The sequence below is a fragment of the Bartonella queenslandensis AUST/NH15 genome (assembly GCF_000312585.1).
Lineage (GTDB): Bacteria > Pseudomonadota > Alphaproteobacteria > Rhizobiales > Rhizobiaceae > Bartonella > Bartonella queenslandensis_A.
In genome coordinates, this window is sequence record NZ_HE998227.1 from 1 (window position 1) to 399 (window position 399).

Sequence of the window (399 nt, forward strand, 5' to 3'; positions counted from 1 at the left end):
CCCATCACGAACCGGTCCATCTTCACTCATAATTTTAGGCTCATCCACACCCAAACCTGCTTTGCCTTCGGCAATGCGTTTCAATAAATCAACCGCCTGTTTGTAGCGATCTTCAATAGTTGTGGTTAATGCCGTATGGCGTATAGCTAAATTGTAAACAGCAATATTGACACAGATCATCCCCAAAGCTGCCGGCTGTCCAGCAATGGGGACAGGGTAGCGATGAGACAAATGCACATCAATCTCACCACTTGCCTGTTCAAGCGCAAGGCCAATAGCTTGCTCTAAAAGAACGGGATCAGAATGCTCATCCATCCCACATAAGTCGGTCAAGAAATCAACACCCCAGAGCTCTTCAATCAATCTTTTGCTTGCATACGCCATCTTTTAAAGATTCCT

Annotated in this window: 1 protein-coding gene; it reads right to left on the bottom strand. The window is 45.6% G+C overall.

The features are described from left to right. A partial coding sequence (locus BN338_RS09970) for a DUF1320 domain-containing protein (protein ID WP_039761977.1) occupies nt 1-384 on the bottom strand: 384 nt, incomplete at its 3' end. Nucleotides 385-399: the final 15 nt, after the last annotated feature.